Genomic DNA, 19,544 nt, shown 5'->3' on the forward strand with positions numbered 1-19,544 from the left:
TATAACGTGTGCCGGATGAAAAATGTTTATCCTTCGAAAATTAAAGAGAACAATACCATTCTGGAGTTAAGCTTGTCGATGGTATTCGAGAATTTCAGGTTTTCGTCGCGCGAGTGCGTATTCATGAGGCCGTTGCTGAATTTGATCTCGGGCGACAGGATGAATACCGGGAAGTAAAAACTGAAGCCGATGCCTGCCTCTACCCCAAAGTCGTATTTGGAAAGTTTCACCAAACCCTCGGCCCGGCGGGCTGTTGAGTTGGAGGCCAGGTCATATTCAAACTTAGCACCGCCAAACATATATACGCGGAAGTTGCCGATACGGTCTGATCTGAACTTGAGGTGAACCGGCAGGCCGACCAGGATGGATTCAACCCGCTTGGTCATTTGTTTCTGTTCTTCCTTGCTCGCATCGGGTGTTTTTAGGTCGTACACCAGGTTTTTATAAGAAAACAACAATTGAGGGAAGATTGCCCTTACTTCAAAGCGCTTGGAGATACGGTAGGTATGTAAACCTGCCAGCCCAAAGCCACCGCCAGCCTGCGATTCGACAGTCAAAACACTGTCTTGTCCGAGGAAAGATGGATGGTGCGTGATATTAAAACGGGAGGTATTGTAAATGAGCCCAATTCCAAGAAAGTATTTCTTGTCATCATGATTAGGAAGGTTTAATTCCACTTCCTGCGCCCCACTTTGATAGGAGGCTGCCAATAAGACAATCATGTAGGCCAATCGTATCAACTGGCGCTTTTTCTGCCGCAATAAATAGTACATATTCCTAAACTCAGCCTTTTTAGTGAGGTGTCCGAAAACCCAACTTGTTGTAAAATTTGTAGAAATGTTTCGCCTTCAGGAAATGCTTTAACTGATTTATTTAAATATTGATACGCGTCTTTGTTATTGGTAAGCCAACGACCGGCCTGCGGTGCTACAACCTTCATGTACAGGTTATAAAGTCCTTTAAACCAAATCTTTTTAGGCTTCGAAAACTCCAGTATCACCAGCTTTCCGCCGGGCTTCAGCACCCTGTACATCTCTCCCAAACCCTTTTCCAGATTCTGGAAATTCCTCACGCCAAAGCCTGCCGTAATCGCATCAAACGTGTTGTTGGGGAAGTTTATTGCTTCACTATCGCCTTTCTGAAGCTCTATGTGATTATTTAACAATAACCTGGCAACCTTTTGCCGTCCCAACTGAAGCATACCTTCAGAAATATCTATGCCAATTATTCGGTCTGGCTGAAGGTATTTATAAGTAGTGATTGCTAAATCGGCTGTTCCTGTAGCCACATCCAGTACCTGCTGCGGTTTTATCTCTGCCAGCTCCCGGATGGCCCTTTTGCGCCAGTATACGTCAGTGCCACCGGACAGTACCCGGTTCATGAAGTCGTACCGGAAGGCGATCTGGTCAAACATGCTGGCCACCTGGTCTTTCTTGCTTTGCTCGGACCCCTGAAAGGGTACTATACTATCGTGAGAATGTTTGGACATGGTGCGCAAAGGTAAAGCAAAGTTGCTGGTTTTCAGTGCGTGGAACGGGGCGCAAAGCGGTACGTTGTAGCCTTTTTTCACGGGAGCGGATCAAAGGGTCGCCAGGCGCTGTTAAACAGTATTGGAGTCTCAGGGTTTATCTGTGATAAGTTAATGATAAGTAATAGATTACTTATACATGATCCGTAGATAACCCGTATCTGTTAAAAGACGGGTTATCTACGGGTTATTTACCGCTTATATACAGCTTATATACGGCTTATCCTTTTGGGTTTGCAAGCCTCTCATACGGTTGCGGTATCAATTTAAGTCGTAAACCCTATGTACGGGTGGTTGATCAAATTGGCAGCGATCGGAGCTTAATCGGTATATTTAGTCTGATAAACTATTAGCGCCATTTGCTGAGGCGATCCACGATACAATTACTTCGTTTTCCCTTTTCTTTTTTCCTGTTGCCGGTGTACTTGTTTGCTCTGGGCCAGGTGCCTGTTGTCAATGCTTACCATGCCTGGTTGATCTTTGGAATACTTCATTTATTGGTATATCCCTCCAGCAATGGTTACAATTCCTATATGGATCGTGATGAAGGCAGTATTGGGGGGATCAAAAATCCCCTGCAACCCACCCGGCAATTATTCTACGTCAGCATCGGGATGGATGTACTGGCGGTATTGCTCAGTTGGTTGATCAGCCCGCTCTTTGCGCTAGGAATTGTGGCCTATATCCTCGCATCCCGCGCCTATAGTTACCGTGGCATCCGCCTAAAAAAGTATCCGGTGGTGGGGTATCTCACGGTCGTCGTGTTCCAGGGGGGCGTAACTTTTTTTTTGGTCTACCACGGCTGCAGTGTCGATAAAACGATGGCAGTTCCGCCTGCCGGTATTATCGCCGCTTCGTTACTTATTGGTGGATTTTACCCGCTCACGCAGATCTATCAGCATGATGCCGACATAAAGGACGGGGTTCACACCATCAGTTCTTCGCTTGGGTACAGGGGCACTTTTATCTTTACGGCTGTAATCTATTCGTTGGCGATGGCTTTGCTGGCTTACTATTTTTCCAATCAGGGTTCCCTTTCAAAATTCTTACTGCTGGCAACTTGTATGTTGCCTATTCTCGTATATTTCTGCTGGTGGGCCGCACGGGTTTGGAAAAATGAAAACGTAGCCGATTTTACCCATACCATGCGCATGAACCTGTTGGCATCGGTTTGTACCAATATTGGTTTTCTGATCTTATTAACCTGGAGGTAATTTGAGTAAGATCGTTTCTATCGGAACGGCCGTGCCGGCTTTCCGGCACAGGCAGCAAGATATTCTGCAATTCATGCAGGGGGTGTATGCGCTTGCCGAAGACGAACAGCGCAAGCTGAGGTACTTGTACCGCCAAAGCGCCATTGATACCCGGTATTCCGTGATCCCTGACTATAGCAGGGGGCCGGCCGAATGGAAGTTTTATCCCTCCACCGAAAACCTTGAACCATTTCCCGCTCTCGAGCAGCGTATGGTTTGGTACAATAAGTATGCTGCGCCACTCTCTATTCATGCCATCCGGGATTGCATGGATGGAAAACTGAACCAGGAAGAAATTACTCATTTGATCACTGTAAGTTGCACCGGTATGAGTGCGCCCGGGCTGGACCTTCAGCTGGTAGAGCTTCTGGGCTTACCCAGGCATGCCTGGCGAAGCTCGGTCAATTTTATGGGCTGCTATGCAGCTGTGCATGCGTTAAAGATCGCCGACGCAATTTGTAAGAGCGACCATAGTGCGAAAGTGCTGATCGTATGCACTGAACTGTGTACCCTCCATTTTCAACGCGAGGCTACCATGGACAATATCGCTTCGGGTTTACTCTTTGCCGACGGTAGCGCTGCTGCGCTGATCACTCATGACGCACACCCACACCATGGTTTGGAATTGAGCGGTTTTTATGGGGAAGTTATACCGAAAGGCCGGCAGGATATGAGCTGGGAGCTATCGTCCACCGGATTCTTAATGACGCTGAGCAGTTATATTCCCGAATTGATCGGTGCCGATTTTGCTGCGCTGACCAACCGGGCGCTGGATCATACGGGCTGCCGGTTCGAAGAGGTGGGCCATTGGTGTATACATCCCGGTGGTAAGAAAATACTCGAAGCTGTTGCTGGTAGTTTGCAATTGCCCGCCGATGCTTTGCAAACCAGCGCCGGTATATTACGTCGATACGGAAACATGTCGTCGCCCACGATCCTGTTCGTGTTGAAAAAGATCATGCAACAAATGCAGCTATCCGGACAGGTTGGCAAAAATGCCAAGGTGTTCGGTGCAGCTTTTGGACCCGGTCTCACGATGGAGACGTTTGTGGGGCGTGCTGTATAATATTTTCAGTCGGTAATTGATATTCAGTTTACCTTTCCTATAGTGAACTTTCGCGTACGCTCATATCAACAGGAGCTGCTGGACGGCAACGATATTCCATTCGAAGATATCAGAAGGAATATGCGCGAGCTAAATGTCATCAATACCTGGCTGGGTGGTCACCAGATCACGTTGAAGGGCTTTAAAAGACTCCTTGGAAAGCATAAAGAAGTTTCGGTATGTGAGATCGGCTGTGGGGGAGGAGACAATCTCGAGGCTATTCGCCGGTGGTGTGTAAAAGAGGGTATTAGTGCATCTTTTACAGGTATAGACATTAATCCAGATTGTATCCGGGTGGCGAAGGAGCGGGAGGAAATACGTTGTGATTGGATCGTATCGGACTATAAGGAAGTACAGTTCAACTCGAAACCGGATGTTATTTTTTCCTCCTTGTTTTGTCATCATTTCCCGGAACGGGAATTGTTGGCGCAATTACAGTGGATGCAGAACCAGGCAAAATGGGGATTTTTTGTCAATGACCTTCATCGTCATCCAATAGCCTATCATTCCATCCGGGTGCTTACACGATTGTTCTCCAACAGCTACCTGGTGAAAAACGATGCTCCTTTGTCCGTGGCCAGAGGATTTGTTAAAAATGATTGGTATCAATTACTGAATAGCGCGGGAATCACTACCTTTTCCGTCGATTGGAAATGGGCATTCAGGTGGTTGGTGGTTGCTTCCAACCCATCCCTGCAGGCAGGTCATGCGTAAATAATCACAGGTCATCAATAGCACTGGTTGAGTTTCGATCACAAATACGATATTGCCATCATTGGCGGTGGGCTGGCTGGTTTGGCTTTAGCCATACAAAGTGTACGCGCCGGCTATCGTACCATCGTATTCGAACGGGAGAAATATCCTTTCCATAAGGTTTGTGGTGAATATGTTAGTCTGGAGAGCTGGAACTTCCTGGAAGAACTGGGTGTTCCGTTAAGTGATATGCAATTGCCTGTGATCAGTCGGCTGCAGGTGAGCGCACCCAATGGTAAGCACCTGGAATGTACGCTGCCGCTGGGCGGGTTCGGTATCAGCCGCTATACCCTCGATCAGATGCTGGCCAATATAGCCAGAAAAGAAGGGGTGGTGCTGATGGAAGAGACGAAAGTGGTGAATGTAGTATACCGGAACAATGCTTTTGTAGTCTTCACCCCCAAAGGCGAAACGGAAGCTACGGTGGTGGCCGGTACTTATGGCAAGCGAAGTAACCTTGATGCCAAGTGGAAAAGGCCGTTCACCCAGGTAAAGCCCAACCGGCTCAATCACTATGTTGGCGTAAAATATCATATTGAAACCTTTTTTCCGGAAGATTTGATTGCGTTGCATAATTTTGATGACGGTTACTGTGGTATTTCCCGGATCGAGAATAATAAATATTGTCTTTGTTACCTTACCACTGCCCGGAATCTGCGGAAATGCCACAACGATATCCAGGCGATGGAACTTCAGATACTTCGCAAAAATCCTTTCCTCGAAAAGATCTTCTCTAATGCACGGTTCCTCTATACAGAACCGCTGACAGTTTCCCGAATATCCTTTAACCGGAAAAACCAGGTTGAAAACCATGTGCTGATGATCGGTGATGCGGCAGGTATGATCACGCCGCTATGTGGTAATGGAATGAGCATGGCCCTGCATGGCAGTAAACTGGCTTTCGAAGAGATTGTGCAGTTTCTCAAAGGGCATATTTCGCGGTATGAGATGGAGTTGCAATATACCCAACAGTGGGAGCGGCAGTTTGGGCGTCGTTTACAGGCCGGACGTTTCATACAGCGATTTTTCGGTAGTTCGTCTTTATCCAGTTTTTTGATAACCATTGTTAAACCATTTCCAAAGATCGTAGCCTTCCTGATAGGGCAAACACACGGTAAACCTTTTTAGTAGCATGTTCAAGACCTTACCTTTTCTGATGGGGCTTCTGGTAGCCCAAACGATGGTTATTGCACAGAATTATCATGCAGTGAATGGATCTTCCTATGCCGGTAGCCTTGGAATAGGAAATAATCCCGCGTCCATTGTCAATACCCCCTTCGCCTGGGATGTCACCATATTTGGCGTACAGGGAAAGCCGGCAACCAATGCCGTTGGCGTTTACAATTATTCGCTGTTGTCATCGCCCGCCAATTCCGCCTGGAAAGTAGAAGGCGGGTACTTTGGCCGTTTTGCACAGGCAAATGCCAATGTCAACCTGCTCAATACCCGCATTGCACTGAAAAGGCGTGCGGCGATCGCCTTCGGCGCTAATTTTCGCAGCTACACCAACCTGAATACAAATCCCTATGCCTTTCAGGATACCTTGAAAACGGCGCAAGCTTTCCTGATGATGAATGGCGGCAATACCAAGTTTAAGGCTGACCTCATTTCCAGCAGCTGGCTTGAGTTCTTTGCATCGTATGGTCAAACGATCCTGGACGATGATCACCGCAGGCTCAATGCAGGTGTCACCATGCGCCTATCGAGGGGCCTTTCGGGTGCGCATACCAAACTGGCCACCGGGCAGGTTGAGATGCTGGTCGAAAACGGTAAGAATGTATTTGTGCTTCGGGATGCCACAGCGCGCTATGGTTATTCTGCGAACTTCGATGGATGGAAAGACGAGAAAAGTACAGGGCAAAATATTCGTGATTTTGCCAATACTACCGAGGGTGGGGTATCGTTTGATGTTGGTGTCGAATACCTGATAAAGGAGTACCTCCCATACGACTTTAACGACGACGAAGAACGATATTATGACTACGATTGGAAGATAGGTATCTCTCTCATGGATATCGGCTTCAATCAATATAAGCATAGCCTCAACAGCCGAACCATCAGTGGCCTGAAGGGGGAGTTGCGCGACGTAGACCTCGATGAGAAATTCAAGAATATAGAAGGAATAAAAGGCTTCAACGACAGCTTGCAGACTATCGTCAGTTCAATGGCGCGCCTGTCGGGCAATTTTATGGTCCTCAATCCAACCCGCCTGGTCGTCAATGTCGACCGCTACCTCTTTGATGCCTTTTACGTGAATGCCGATATTTCTATCAATTTATCTCCGCTGGCGGGTGATAAGCGCTTATACGTCAAAGAAACGAACCTGCTGGCCGTCACTCCCCGTTGGGAAACCCGAAGCCTGGGGGTATACCTGCCCATGATGTACAACACGGAAAGGCAGTTCAGGGTGGGCGGGGCGATCAAAGCGGGGCCGCTGTTACTGGGTATTCATAACTGGGGTACCCTGTTTGCCAAAAACAAGATGCACAACGGTGGGGGATACATTGCCTTTATCGTGCGGCCGGGCAGCAATAGCCGAAACAAACGGGATAAGATGCTTGATTGTCCAACCAATTAAAGCCGTTAGCGCTTTAGCCAGCCATCGTGAAGTTCTGTTGCCGTTTAAGCCAGTTGTAGCGCAAGGCAGCAACCTCTAAAACCTTTAAATTTGCCGCACTGGTGCAAGGAAGCCTGCAACCGTGAAAACCGGCCAGCTTGAAAGCCCGTGTAGATTGCATTTCCGCGATAGACATTTTTTAGCGACTTTAGTACAAACCCTAATCGATGACCCGCCTCATTTTTCTTCTCTTGCTCGTTGCGCCCATGATTACCGGGGCACAGGAAACCACAACCCCTACGGCAAAAAGCCCTGCAGGCAAATTTTACCTGATCTCCTCCAAAGGCGATACCGTCTATGTTGATGCAAAGGATACCATGGTTTTCAGGAAGGTAGAAGTAGAGTCAACATTTCAAGGGGGCATGCCGGGATGGACGCGCTTTCTGATAAAGAACCTTCGATACCCGGATACAGCTATCCGCCAGAAAATACAGGGTGATGTGATGCTGCAATTCATCGTTTGTACCGATGGAACGGTCTGTGATGTACAGGCCATCAGCGGTCACGAAGTACTACGCGCAGCAGCGCTGGAAGCCATTAAAAAAACACCCAACTGGACACCTGCCCGGAAGGATGGCAAAAATGTAAAATCTTTTAAAATGCAGCCCATAAGCTTTCGTCTGCCAGAAAGTTGAAAAATCAGCAAGCCAGGGCACATCTGTAATAGTCTATCCAGCCTTGTGATAGTGCGACCAGGCATTGCCTGGGGCAACAAACTTTCAATATTATTTGAAACTTCAGAAATCGTATCTATCTTTATACCTGAAACGATCATCTATGAAGCTGACTGAAGCCAAGCAGAAATTTATCGACTCCTGGGGTGCATTTGGAACCCATTGGGGCATCAATCGTACTATGGCGCAGATCCATGCGTTATTGCTGGTGAGTCCCGATCCGATCAGTCAGGATGATGTTATGGAGCAATTGAGCGTAAGTCGTGGCAATGTGAACATGAATATCCGGGAATTGATCGATTGGGGATTGGTGGAGCGCACCAGTATTCCTGGTGAGCGCAAGGAGTTTTTCGTGGCAGAGAAGGATATCTGGAAAGTAGCCACCACCATTATTAAAGAACGTAAGAGGCGGGAGTTGGATCCTATGCTGAAGCTGATGGACCAGTTATCGGCGATTGAAGGTGATAAGAAGGATAAAGAAGCCAAACAGTTCATCGAAACCATGCAGGGCATCAAACGCTTCGGCAACCAGGCCGACAAGATGCTGGATGTGCTGGTAAAGGCCGACGAGCACTGGTTTGTTGGCAGCCTGATGAAATTTTTTAAATAGCGAACTATGCGTACGTTTAAACTGGTGGATTGCTGGATACAGGGCCTGATGATCCTGGCGGCGGTGCCAATAGCTTTTAGCAACACTAATTTTGATGGTATCTTCTTCGGCGCCTATTTCATGGTGGGGGGCTGGCAGATATTGAGTGTTATCCTGCACCGGATTTTTTATACACCCCAACATAAGAGCTTTATGCGCCGCATCTATCTTATTACGTTGGCGATTGTTGCCGGGGTTTTGCTGGCATCTATTACCAGCTTTATCATTTGGGCATTGTATGGATTGCTGTTCTTCTCGCCATTGATGGCGGTGTACTACCTGATCACCTGTGTCGTGGAAGCAAAGAAACTGCCGGAGGTACCTGAGCCTCAGGCAATCGTATAAGGCATCATGTAAAGGCCGGGAAACCGGCCTTCTTTAGGATTATATGTTTCACAAAATTCTGAAAATATGGAAAACAAGAGAATAGTCATTGCAGGCGGTACCGGTTTTATCGGTCAGGCAATGGCGCGGTATTTCGGAAAAAATAACCATGTAGTGATCCTTACCCGAAAATCGGTAAACGGGCACAACAATCGTTTTGGTCAGGGACTTTTAAAAGCCCCTGATGGCTATAACATCACTTACTGGCGTTGGGATGGCAAGCATGTCGAGAAACATTGGCTGGATGACGTTGACGGAGCTGATATTGTTATCAACCTGGCTGGCAGATCGGTTAATTGCCGGTACAATGAACGCAACAGGAAAGAGGTATTGGATAGCCGCATAGATGCCACGCAGGCCATTGGGCAGGCGATCAGGCATAGCCGCAAAGCACCAACCCTGTGGATCAATGCCGCGTCAGCAACAATCTACCGCCACGCGATGGATAAACCCCAGGAAGAAGAGCACGGTGAGATCAGTGATCTCAAAAAGGATAATATGCCCTGGTCGTTGCTTGACAGGTTGCGCTATGGGTACACAAAGGCCTGGGCTGGATACCGGTACGGTAAGGGATCGAAACAATACAAGCTGCTCGACAAAGATTTTTCGGTGGAAATTTGCCGAAGCTGGGAGCAGGCTTTTATGGATGAACACACCCCTGCAACGCGCAAAGTGGCATTAAGGGCTGCCATCACTTTAGGGGCTGGTGGCGTAATGGTTCCCTATTTCAACTTGTTGAAGGCGGGGTTGGGTGGATACCAGGGCAATGGCAGGCAGATGTACAGTTGGATCCATGAAGAGGATCTCTGCCGTATTGTGGAATGGTGTGCCGAACATCCCGAAGCATCAGGGATGTACAATTGCGCCGCACCCAATCCTGTTACGAACTCCGCGTTCATGTGTACCCTGCGAAAAGCCACGGGACACCGGTTTGGATTACCCGCCTTTTCCTGGATGCTGGAACTGGGCGCTGCCCTGATAGGAACAGAAACAGAACTGATCCTGAAGAGCCGGTGGGTTTTGCCCGGCCGGCTATTGAAAGCAGGATTTCGATTTAAATATACCCATGCCGAACAGGCAATCCGCGATATCGTGACCCGAACGCCACGCAGCCGTTATCACTTGTTTTAGTGACGTCATGGCTTTCGCTGGTTCGCTCCAGGGCATCCCGCGGTTATCTATCTTGTTCAGCATCAAGGATGCAGGTGGTCTGTGCTTTGCAGCTGCAACCAAATAACCGCTATATTCGTTATTATATAAATTCAGCAGCATGGCAACAGGTAAAAAGACGGTCGTACTGGGTGCATCAGATAATCCGGCCCGTTACAGTTTTCTGGCGATCAATAAACTCCGGGCGCATCAGCATCCTGTTGTGGCTATTGGCCGTAAACAGACACAAGTGGCCGATGTGCCGGTGGTAACAGGACAAAGCCCCGTTGATGATGTAGATACCGTTACACTTTACCTGAATCCTACCCATCAAAAGGAGTATTACGATTATATCCTGTCTTTAAATCCCAGGCGCATCATTTTCAATCCCGGCGCCGAAAACGAAGAGTTGGCTTCGCTTGCTAAAGAGAAGGGTATTCTGCCTATGGAGGCCTGTACACTTGTATTGTTGAGTACTGGTCAGTTTTAGCAGGATCAGGGATGCTTCTCCTGTTAAGGTCCTTGCTGAGAGAGCCTGTTGTAGTGCAGACTGCGATACTCTTTACAAAATATTTATGCTGCTGTAAAATATCCGCGTTTTAATACCGTTTTAACATCCTGCCCCCCCATCCGGTACCTGTTGTTGATCGTACCCTTCTATTCAATATCCATCGTTAATTAAACGAACTGTATGAAGAACCTGTACACCACCAGTTTCTCATCCTCCCATTTTACTTTACTGATTACTAACCCTGTATTTCGATATAGCCGGATAGCCGGCAGTAACCCGTTTGTAGTGTAACCCAACCCAATCCATCCCAATCTGCCTTGTGAAAGCGGATGATCCGTATCCTATTCTTTAACCTTATGTCGAGGGGCAACACCACGTGTACCCCAATTGGTAATAGATCGTTAATGATGCTCCTTTTTGGAAAAGCAGTGATTTTTCGGTAAATTCGAAAAACCCATTTCGATATGATATGGAGAAAGTTTAACGGCGATCCGCTCGATCTACCCATCTTTGATGCTGTTGAAGCAGCCATCAAACGCGAAAGCAACAAAGGCTATCACCTCAAGGTTTGCATTGGTACCGACTCCCAGGTAAAAGGTTCCGAAACTGAATTTGCTACTGTTATTGTTTTCCTGCGCGAAGGACATGGAGGTTTCATGTTCATACACAACGAGAAAACAAAACAGCAATATTCTATTAAAGAACGCATGCTGGTTGAGGTTGCCAAGAGTATTGAAATCGCCTATGAGCTATGCAACCTGTTCACACAGTATGATGTGGATATGGAAGTGCATGCAGATATCAATACGAACCCGCACTTCAAGAGTAATGATGCGCTGAAAGAAGCGATGGGATATATACTCGGTATGGGCTTTGCCTTTAAGGCCAAACCGGAAGCCTTCGCCAGTAGTAGCTGCGCCAATAAGGTAGTTAACTAAAAACCCTCGCTGACATCAACGAGGGTTTTTTATTGTACAGTTGTGTTACTTCACAGCTCAGGGCCTTGTCGCCTCATTCCTTTCCTGCTTCTTTCACCGACACATTACACTGTTCGATGAACTGAAGTATTTTGTCTCTACCCATTTTCTTTATCGCACTTGTAACAAAGCTTTGAGGCAAAAACTGCCAGGTCTTCCGCATGGCATCGAGGAATGATTTTACATTCTTACTCACTTCTTTCTGCGTTTCCTTATCGGCTTTGGTGAATACAATGCAGAAAGGAAGCTCCCATTCGCCCAGCTGATTGATGAAATCGAGATCTACGCGTTGGGGCTCGTGCCGGCTATCGATCAATACAAATATATTGACCAGGGTTTCCCGTTTGCGCAGGTAATTTTCGATCATGGTTTCCCATTGCTTACGCTGCGTTTGGGATACCTTGGCAAATCCATAACCGGGTAAGTCGACGAGGTACCAGGGGGAGGCTGGCGTTTTACCGGGTACGTATTTGTCCGGCAGGCTTTCCATCTCGAAATGGTTGATGAGCTGGGTTTTGCCCGGTGAACCGGATGTCTTAGCCAGCTTCTGATTATCACTCAGCATATTGATGAGTGAAGATTTGCCCACATTACTGCGGCCAATGAAAGCATATTCGGGCCGGTCAGGTTTGGGACACATGGTATAGTCCGGACTGCTGACGAGGTATTTCGCTGTTTTGATGATCATGATGGGCTGCAAGATACGAATACCTGATCAATGGGTTTTCTGCATAGGGGTACCGGTAAAAATGAGGGTATAAAAACAAGCTCCTGCACAAACCGGCAATTAAAGAAATTTAATTGTTAATCGCTTGTATTATAAGCACTGACTGCCGAGTCGCGGTATCAAAAAGCACTAAATTGGCGGCATGAAAAAGATAACCCTGCTTTGTGGTTTGCTGTGTGCCGTATTTTTATTGGAAGCACAGATCAAACCATTTCGTTTCATTCACATTACGGATACCCATATCGGCTCGCCCAATGGAAGTGCAGAGGAAGACCTGCGGAGAACCGTAAGCGATATCAATGCCATGAAGGATGTGGCGTTTGTGATACTGACAGGCGATATCACCGAACTGGGTACCAACCGCCAGTTGAAAGTAGCCAAACAGATACTCGATAGTCTTCAGGTAAAGTATTACATCATTCCCGGCAACCACGACAGTGGCTGGAGCGAAAGCGGTGGGGTAAGTTTTACCACCACCTTCGGGTACGATAAGTTCATGTTCGATTACAACGGCGTTCGATTTATCGGTTGCGCTTCCGGGCCCTATGTGCGTATGAGCGATGGACATATTCCCCGCAATGCCGTGGTTTGGCTCGATGAGGTATTGAAGAAGACCGATAAAAATCAGCCCATCATATTTGCCAACCATTACCCCCTCGACAATGGATTGGATAACTGGTACGAAGCGATCGACCGCTTAAAGCAATACAACACCATCCTGGCGATCTGCGGTCATGGGCATAACAACCACGCCATGAACTTCGAAGATATCCCTGCGGTCATGGGACGCTCCAACCTGCGGGCAAAAGATCCGGTGGGAGGTTACAGCCTTGTAGATGTGCGTACCGATTCCATTATCTATACCGAGCGCAGACCAGGTACCGGCTACGAAAGAACCTGGAACAGGGTAGCCATTAAGTCGCACGACTATGCCCATCCTGCCAAAACATTCGATAGACCCAATTATGAAGTCAATAAGCAATATGCACAGGTAAAAGCCGCCTGGACCTATAGTTCCAATGCCAATGTGATCTCTACGCCGGCGGTATATAATGAGTCCGTCATCTTTGGCAACCAGAACGGAGAGGTAGTGGCCGTTTCGCTGAAGAACGGTAAACGTCAATGGTCATTCTCCACCAATGGTTCGGTATTCTCTTCACCTGCTGTACAAGGCGATAGGGTAGTGTTGGGCTCGGGCGATGGCAAGGTCTATTGCCTCAATGCAAAGAATGGCAAACAGCTGTGGTCCTATACGGCCGAGGCGGCCGTGCTAGGCTGCCCGCTCATTGCCGGCGATACCGTATTTATTGGCGGCAGCGATCATTCGTTCATGGCCCTTGGGCTCAACGATGGACAGGTGCGGTGGAAGTTCAGTGAGCTGGAAGGGCCCGTGGTAAGCACGCCGCTCTTGTACGAAGGCCGGATCGTCTTCGGCGCGTGGGACAGGAACCTGTATGCACTCGACCGCAATGATGGTAAGTTGCTGTGGAAATGGAACAACGGATCTTCTGTTATCAATTTTTCGCCGGCATCATGTATCCCGGTGGCTGTAAACGGTGTCGTATATGTAGTAGCTCCCGATAGAACGATCTCCGCTATCGACGCGCAAAGTGGCGCCACCCTATGGCGCAATAAAGAAACCCGCGTGCGTGAGTCGATCGGCATCTCGAGCGACGGTAAATGGATCTATGGTAAAACAATGCAGGATACGGTCGTAGCTTACGCCGCGAGTAGTGAGGCACAAAGTCCGGCATGGGTCATGAACGCCGGCTTTGGATACGAGCATGTGCCTTCGATGCTGATCGAGAAAGACGGGCAGGTATTCTTCGGCACCCGCAGCGGCGTGGTCTATGCCATCGATCCACAGAACCGTAAAGTCGTGTGGGCCCACAAGATCGATAACTCGATGGTGAATACGGTAAGAGTATTGAGTGGTAAACGCATCATCGCCTCCACCATGGATGGCAAGGTTGCCCTGCTGGAGGTTCGGTAATTGGACTGTACATGCATCAACAGCAGAACCTTATTGATGATCCGGGAAAAAAGCAGAAGATCCGGAAAATAGCGATGCTAAGTAAAAAGCTCCCCAAACGCAGAACGCGTTTGGGGAGCTTTTTTAATGTATCAGGCCGGGCAATGATAGTAGTGTTGGATCAATCGCAATCGGTGGCTAATTCGCCATCCCAGGAGGCTATACGTGTGCCCACAATGGGATCGGTGAAGTAGACGAAAAAGCCGGTTGCATACAAGGTGCTGCCCACGTTGTAAATGGTGGAATTGGCCGAATACCCGGTTACAGGATACGAACCCAGTGCGTCGTGCACGCCAACACCTACAATGCGGGCGGTACTGGGGTTGTAAGACACGTTGACGGTAACACCGGTTTCAAAGCATCCGCTGTAAACGATGAACTTTTGTGAGGAAGATGTTTGCTGGTGACTGGTAAATGATGAAAAGGTAAGTAGGAGCAACAGGGTTGCCAGTAGATGTCTCAGTTTCATAATGAAAGGTTTAATGATCAGAAAATGGGGCCCGGCCCCATACCCCCAATTTAATCATTTTGGGGCTAGGGCAGGATAGAAATAAAAATCCCACCGTATTGCGGTGGGATTTCCATGTATGCTGAATGCACAGGTTATACGAGCATGGTGAGCGGCTCTTCCAGTAAGCCTTGCAGGGTTTGCAGGAAGGCGGCGCCGGTAGCACCATCTGCCACGCGGTGGTCGCAGGTGAGTGTTACCTTCATGACGTTGCCGATCACGATCTGTCCGTTCTTCACAACAGGCACCTGGTTGATGGCGCCGATCGCGAGGATACAGGACGCAGGAGGGTTGATGATGGCAGTGAATTCTTCAATGCCAAACATACCCAGGTTAGAGATGGTAAAGGTGTTGCCTTCCCATTCGGCTGGTTGTAATTTTTTGGCTTTGGCACGCGTAGCGTAGTCTTTCACTTCACCGGCGATCTGCGACAGAGACTTAAGGTCTGCAAAACGCACTACAGGTACCAGTAATCCTTCTTCTACTGCAACGGCTACGCCGATGCTTACGTGGTGGTTAACGCGGATGGTGTCGCCTTGCCAGCTACTGTTGATGGCAGGGTGTTTCTTCAGCGCCAGGGCGCATGCTTTCAGCACCATGTCATTGAAGGATATTTTGTTGGTAGCGATTTCATTGAGCTTGGCACGGCTGGCAACTGCCTTGTCCATGTTGATCTCCATGGTGAGGTAGAACTCAGGCGCAGAGAACTTCACATCTGCCAGGCGACGGGCGATCACTTTGCGCATTTGCGAAACCGGTATGTCGTCATAGCTTACCTGACCGGCAACCGCAGGCTGTGCAGGAGCAGCAGCACCATCTTGTTTAGCAGCAGGGGCAGCTGTAGCAGCACCTGGTTTGAAATCGTCCACATCTTTCTTCACGATACGGCCACCATCACCGGAACCAGCAACCTGGTTGATGTCGATGCCTTTTTCGCTGGCGAGTTTGCGGGCGAGCGGAGAAGCTTTTACGCGACCATTTTCGGTAGTAGCGGCAGCGGGCTGAGCGGTAGCAGCAGCGGCAGGTTGTGCAGCAGGTGCCGCCTGAGCTGGTGCCTGGGCAGGTTGACTGCTGGTAGCAGCAACAGCGCCACCACCTTTGGAGGCAGCAACGATCTTGTCAACATCTACTTTTCCTTCTTCACCAATGATGCAAAGCAGGGCATTTACGGGCACCTTATCGCCTTGCTTGGCGCCAACATATAATAATTTACCAGTTTTGTAGCTTTCGAGTTCCATGGTAGCCTTGTCGGTCTCCACATCGGCGAGCAGGTCGCCTTTGTTAACCTGGTCTCCTACCTTCTTATGCCAGGTGGCTATAACGCCTTCGGTCATGGTATCGCTCAAACGGGGCATCAGGATCACTTCCTGCATATTCGCCAGGTCGAGAGCCGGTGCGGCTGCTGCTGCAGGTTGGGCAGGAGCGGCAGCTGGTTGTGCTGCTGCTTCTTGTTTGGGAGCCTCTGCTTTGGGGGCAGCGGCTGCTCCGCCACCGGAAATGAGAGAGCTGATGTCTTCTCCGGGAGCACCGATGATAGCCAGCAGGTCATTGACCTGGAGTTTACCACCTTTATCTGTACCGATATGTAAAAGGGTGCCATCTTTATAACTTTCCAGCTCCATGGTAGCTTTGTCTGTCTCAACTTCCGCTAACAAATCGCCTTTCTTGACGGGATCCCCTACCTTTTTATGCCAGGCCGCAATCACGCCTTCAGTCATGGTGTCACTCAGGCGGGGCATTAAGATCACTTCAGCCATAATCTTTATTAATAATTTGAAAGTTAATACGTCAGGTTGCTAATTGAGGGCCGAAATTACGGCAAAAACAGGAATATGCAATAGAAAAGGGCAAGCTGTCAAACTTGCCCTTTCATGCTGTATATGAGGCTTTTCCTTAATTGTCTACTTCCAGCTTGAGGCGGTCGCGCAGCTCTTTTACGAGCGGATAATGGTCGATAATATGCTGGTATTTTTCCTTCAGGGTAGCCGGCTTTTCGGTAGGCTCCAGGATCAACACGGCACTTTCGCTCACCGTGATCACGAACATCAGCTGACGGTTGTTGAACACCTGCTGTAGATACTCGCTCAGAATGCGGCGTTCACCTTCAATGAACTTCTGCTCGAGGTTGTTATTGGTTTGAACCTCAAAGTTTTGGTGATCCTTGATGATCAGGTTGGCCATCAGGAACGACTGGTTGGCTGGGTTCTTATTGTCTTTCAATTGCTGGGCAAACTGCTGCCAGGCTTCGTGCAGTCTCATCTCGCTAAGCGGGATGGCAGCACCGGCACTTTCGATGGGCTTGCCTATGAATTGTTTCTTGATAGAGTTGAGCGATCCCACTTTGCCTACCGTCGTTTCGGGTTTGGGCTGATTGGTAGCGCCAACGGGAGGCACTTTGGGTAAGGTGGAAGGCTGGCCGGTTGTAGCGGGCTGCTGGGCTACCGGGCGTTGGGCATTGCCCGCTTCTTTGGTTTCAATGATCAGTTTGGCTTCCTGGTTGCCCGTTGGCTTGGGCTGGGCGGTAGGAGGGGCGGTATCGCCACCGGGCTTCTGGGCTGCACCAGCAGGGCTTTTACCGGTCTTTGACTCCACAATGGGGTTCAGATTGCGGAAAGCCACTGGTTTTGCTTCATCAATCAGTTTTTTTTTACTCAGCCCATCGCTGCCGGAAGCCAGGTCTACCGCTTGCTGCAGGTAGGTGAGTTTGATGAGCGCCAGCTCTACATGCAGGCGTTTATTGCGGGCTCCTTTATAGTTGAGTTCCGTTTCGTTTAATATGTTCAAAGCGCTGATAAGGTAAGCCACCGATACCTGTTTGGAAGTGGCAATGTAGCGGTCTTTGAAGCTTTCCACCACCTGTAGCAGGTTGGCGACCTTTTCGTCCTTGCAGACCAACAGGTTGCGGAGAAATTCGGCAAAACCATTCAACACCATATCGCCTTCAAATCCTTTGCGGTCGATGTCATCGTACAACAACATCGCGCCTCCCAGGTCCTGCTGTTGCATGCACAGCATCAACTTGAAATAATAGTCGGCGTCGAGGATGTTCAGGTGCTCGAGCGTATTATGATAGCTTACCACACCGTTGGTAAAGCTCACGATCTTATCCATGATACTGAGGGCGTCGCGCATACAACCTTCGCTCTTCTGGGCGATCAGGTGCAGGGCGGCTTTCTCGGCATTGATCTCTTCTTTTTTGCAGATGTCTTGCAGGTGTTCAACCGTATCGTTGGGAGTGATGCGCTTGAAATCGAAGATCTGGCATCGGCTCAATATGGTGGGAAGGATCTTGTGCTTTTCGGTGGTAGCGAGGATAAAGATGGCATAAGGCGGCGGCTCTTCCAGTGTTTTAAGGAACGCGTTGAAGGCCGACGAACTGAGCATGTGCACCTCATCGATGATATACACCTTGTACCGGCCGGCCTGGGGGGCAAAACGCACCTGCTCTACCAGGGTCCGGATGTCATCGACCGAGTTGTTGCTCGCCGCATCGAGTTCGTGGATGTTCATGGAAATGCCATCGTTGAACGACTGGCAGGAGTGGCATTCGTTGCAAGCCTCGCCCTCCGGCGTGGCACGCTCGCAGTTGATGGTCTTGGCAAGGATACGGGCACAGGTGGTTTTACCCACTCCCCGCGGACCACAAAACAGGAAGGCATGCGCCAACTGCTGGTTCTTGATCGCGTTCTTCAGGGTAGTAGTGATATGTCCCTGTCCTACAACAGTGTCGAAAGTCTGTGGCCGGTATTTTCTTGCTGAAACAATAAACTTATCCATGAATGTACCTCTTGCGGCAAATGTAAGTAAATAACAGGGGCTTCCGAACAGGTTTAGGCCTGCCCACGCGGGTCGTGGGTTTGATGGGAAGAACTTGTGGAATAATGCGATAGCGCACCACCTTCCATCCGTTCAAATCCCCAGCCCCTTCAAAAAATATAGTGGTAGAATTTGGAAACTTAACAGTGTTAAGTATATTTGTGTCGTTAATCAGAATATATGGGTATTACGGAAAGAAAGGAAAAGCAAAAGACCGAACTCCGGCGAATGATCCTGGATGCTTCCATGAAACTCTTTGTGGAACAAGGGTTTGAGAATGTGTCGATCCGTAAGATCGCCGATCTGATCGATTATAGTCCTACCACCGTATACCTCTACTTCAAGGATAAAGATGATATCCTCTTCAACCTTCACGAACTCGGCTTTCAAAAAATGGCCGAATACAATGAAGGCCTCTGGGATATCAAAAACCCCCTGCTGCGCCTGCACAAGATGGGCGAGAACTATATCAAATTCGGCGTTAGCCATCCCGAATTCTATGACCTGATGTTCATTCAGCGTGCCCCCATGCAGTCGATCGAAAAGATGGTGGATTGCGAATGGAAGAGCGGCGATGTAGCGCTGGGGCGCTTAAAGGATACCATTCGCGAAGGCATGGATAAAGAATTGATTGTGAAGGGGGATGTGGATGCCGTATCCATGGCTATCTGGAGTATGGTGCATGGATTGGTTTCATTGTCGATCCGCGACCGGTTCAACAAACTGGTGCCACCCGATGCCGTGTTACCCATGATGACCCAGGCACTGAACTGGTTGCTGGAAACCATCGACCTTACCCTTAAACCGTAAACGGCATCTAGGACTACGGTCCTTTTTTTTGCCCTGATACTTAACAGTGTA

At 48.8% G+C, this 19,544-nt stretch carries 19 protein-coding genes; 13 read left to right on the plus strand and 6 right to left on the minus strand.

Annotated elements, in window-relative coordinates; translation table 11 throughout:
* Window positions 1-26: 26 nt before the first annotated feature.
* Both P2H89_RS03525 and ubiE read right to left on the minus strand, forming a co-directional pair.
* Window positions 27-773 carry an outer membrane beta-barrel protein gene (locus tag P2H89_RS03525; protein ID WP_275825119.1) on the minus strand — a complete coding sequence of 249 codons (747 nt, stop codon included), beginning with the start codon at window positions 771-773 and terminating at the stop codon, window positions 27-29.
* Entirely contained in the window at window positions 737-1,489 is a 753-nt protein-coding gene (gene ubiE / locus P2H89_RS03530) for a bifunctional demethylmenaquinone methyltransferase/2-methoxy-6-polyprenyl-1,4-benzoquinol methylase UbiE (RefSeq protein WP_275825120.1), read from the minus strand. Before ubiE ends, P2H89_RS03525 begins: the two co-directional genes overlap by 37 nt.
* Window positions 1,490-1,887: 398 nt before the next feature.
* On the opposite strand from ubiE, the gene P2H89_RS03535 reads away from it, so the two are divergent.
* From P2H89_RS03535 to P2H89_RS03585, 11 genes are all read left to right on the plus strand, one after another.
* Window positions 1,888-2,742: a UbiA family prenyltransferase gene (locus P2H89_RS03535; protein WP_275825121.1), complete on the plus strand. Its 855-nt coding sequence runs from the start codon at window positions 1,888-1,890 to the stop codon at window positions 2,740-2,742.
* Window position 2,743: 1 nt separating this feature from the next.
* Window positions 2,744-3,847 carry a type III polyketide synthase gene (locus tag P2H89_RS03540; protein ID WP_275825122.1) on the plus strand — a complete coding sequence of 368 codons (1,104 nt, stop codon included), beginning with the start codon at window positions 2,744-2,746 and terminating at the stop codon, window positions 3,845-3,847.
* A gap of 42 nt (window positions 3,848-3,889) precedes the next feature.
* Window positions 3,890-4,600: a methyltransferase domain-containing protein gene (locus P2H89_RS03545; protein ID WP_275825123.1), complete on the plus strand. Its 711-nt coding sequence runs from the start codon at window positions 3,890-3,892 to the stop codon at window positions 4,598-4,600.
* A gap of 27 nt (window positions 4,601-4,627) precedes the next feature.
* Entirely contained in the window at window positions 4,628-5,767 is a 1,140-nt protein-coding gene (locus P2H89_RS03550) for a lycopene cyclase family protein (RefSeq protein ID WP_275825124.1), read from the plus strand.
* A gap of 4 nt (window positions 5,768-5,771) precedes the next feature.
* Complete coding sequence (locus tag P2H89_RS03555) at window positions 5,772-7,217, plus strand: hypothetical protein (protein ID WP_275825125.1); 1,446 nt, start codon at window positions 5,772-5,774, stop codon at window positions 7,215-7,217.
* Window positions 7,218-7,423: 206 nt separating this feature from the next.
* Window positions 7,424-7,891 carry an energy transducer TonB gene (locus P2H89_RS03560; protein ID WP_275825126.1) on the plus strand — a complete coding sequence of 156 codons (468 nt, stop codon included), beginning with the start codon at window positions 7,424-7,426 and terminating at the stop codon, window positions 7,889-7,891.
* 142 nt (window positions 7,892-8,033) lie between these two features.
* Window positions 8,034-8,540 carry a MarR family transcriptional regulator gene (locus tag P2H89_RS03565; RefSeq protein WP_275825127.1) on the plus strand — a complete coding sequence of 169 codons (507 nt, stop codon included), beginning with the start codon at window positions 8,034-8,036 and terminating at the stop codon, window positions 8,538-8,540.
* A gap of 6 nt (window positions 8,541-8,546) precedes the next feature.
* Window positions 8,547-8,924 (plus strand): hypothetical protein, encoded by a 378-nt coding sequence (locus P2H89_RS03570; RefSeq protein ID WP_275825128.1) that lies wholly within the window; start codon window positions 8,547-8,549, stop codon window positions 8,922-8,924.
* Between the two features lie 66 nt (window positions 8,925-8,990).
* Complete coding sequence (locus P2H89_RS03575; protein ID WP_275825129.1) at window positions 8,991-10,094, plus strand: DUF1731 domain-containing protein; 1,104 nt, start codon at window positions 8,991-8,993, stop codon at window positions 10,092-10,094.
* 139 nt (window positions 10,095-10,233) lie between these two features.
* Window positions 10,234-10,602, plus strand: coding sequence for a CoA-binding protein (locus tag P2H89_RS03580; RefSeq protein WP_275825130.1), 369 nt, complete (start codon window positions 10,234-10,236; stop codon window positions 10,600-10,602).
* A 485-nt stretch (window positions 10,603-11,087) separates the two neighbouring features.
* Complete coding sequence (locus tag P2H89_RS03585; protein WP_275825131.1) at window positions 11,088-11,561, plus strand: ribonuclease H-like YkuK family protein; 474 nt, start codon at window positions 11,088-11,090, stop codon at window positions 11,559-11,561.
* A gap of 73 nt (window positions 11,562-11,634) precedes the next feature.
* Here P2H89_RS03585 and yihA read toward each other — a convergent pair whose 3' ends face one another.
* Entirely contained in the window at window positions 11,635-12,288 is a 654-nt protein-coding gene (yihA, locus tag P2H89_RS03590) for a ribosome biogenesis GTP-binding protein YihA/YsxC (protein ID WP_275825132.1), read from the minus strand.
* 181 nt (window positions 12,289-12,469) lie between these two features.
* Here yihA and P2H89_RS03595 point away from each other — a divergent pair, with 181 nt between their 5' ends.
* Complete coding sequence (locus P2H89_RS03595) at window positions 12,470-14,320, plus strand: PQQ-binding-like beta-propeller repeat protein (protein WP_275825133.1); 1,851 nt, start codon at window positions 12,470-12,472, stop codon at window positions 14,318-14,320.
* Between the two features lie 160 nt (window positions 14,321-14,480).
* Here the strand turns inward: P2H89_RS03595 and P2H89_RS03600 are convergent, their stop codons facing one another.
* The 3 genes from P2H89_RS03600 to P2H89_RS03610 all read right to left on the minus strand — a co-directional run bounded on the left by P2H89_RS03600 (window position 14,481) and on the right by P2H89_RS03610 (window position 18,644).
* Window positions 14,481-14,828, minus strand: coding sequence for a hypothetical protein (locus P2H89_RS03600; RefSeq protein ID WP_275825134.1), 348 nt, complete (start codon window positions 14,826-14,828; stop codon window positions 14,481-14,483).
* Window positions 14,829-14,962: 134 nt separating this feature from the next.
* Complete coding sequence (locus P2H89_RS03605; protein WP_275825135.1) at window positions 14,963-16,624, minus strand: pyruvate dehydrogenase complex dihydrolipoamide acetyltransferase; 1,662 nt, start codon at window positions 16,622-16,624, stop codon at window positions 14,963-14,965.
* Between the two features lie 136 nt (window positions 16,625-16,760).
* Complete coding sequence (locus P2H89_RS03610; RefSeq protein ID WP_275825136.1) at window positions 16,761-18,644, minus strand: DNA polymerase III subunit gamma/tau; 1,884 nt, start codon at window positions 18,642-18,644, stop codon at window positions 16,761-16,763.
* 219 nt (window positions 18,645-18,863) lie between these two features.
* Here P2H89_RS03610 and P2H89_RS03615 point away from each other — a divergent pair, with 219 nt between their 5' ends.
* Window positions 18,864-19,493 (plus strand): TetR/AcrR family transcriptional regulator, encoded by a 630-nt coding sequence (locus tag P2H89_RS03615; protein ID WP_275825137.1) that lies wholly within the window; start codon window positions 18,864-18,866, stop codon window positions 19,491-19,493.
* Window positions 19,494-19,544: the final 51 nt, after the last annotated feature.

It is taken from the genome of Paraflavitalea sp. CAU 1676 (genome assembly GCF_029223285.1).
In the GTDB taxonomy this organism is placed as follows: Bacteria; Bacteroidota; Bacteroidia; order Chitinophagales; family Chitinophagaceae; genus Paraflavitalea.